Source organism: Treponema sp. R80B11-R83G3 (assembly GCF_054786115.1).
The window spans coordinates 1-400 of record NZ_BDHF01000543.1; the positions used below are offsets into that span (position 1 = coordinate 1).

Annotated in this window: 1 protein-coding gene; it reads right to left on the reverse strand. The window is 42.2% G+C overall.

The annotated features are described in order from the left end of the window. A partial coding sequence (locus tag ACYVRH_RS14880) for a hypothetical protein (RefSeq protein WP_461257633.1) occupies positions 1 to 400 on the reverse strand: 400 nt, incomplete at both ends.

Here is a 400-nt window from a genome sequence, read left to right on the forward strand (position 1 = left end):
TTTCTATTCTTCCCGGATCCTTGATTGCCCTAACTTTCATGTTGTGTTTAACAAATTTACAGGCTTCTTTAATTTGAATATCCAGAGGACCGGTAATATCCTGCGCGTCCAACTGCGGTGAATTACAGGTTTCACCGTTATAACATACGGCCTGTATATAGGCGCTTGTAATATGTTTTTCCGGGTATTCAGAAGCCATTAATATGCCGCTTACGGTCGGATGAAGCATACCGTCTTCATCGCGTGATATTAGCTGTAATTTTTCAAGAAACTCAATATTATCAGGCGGAGAAAGCGGTGTCTTAAACCGCTCACAAAGCTTTTGATCCAGTTCATCAAGACCCGCGTTCATTACCATCTGTTCATCAAAACGGATAAGCCTGTTCTGCGTCCTCTGTTG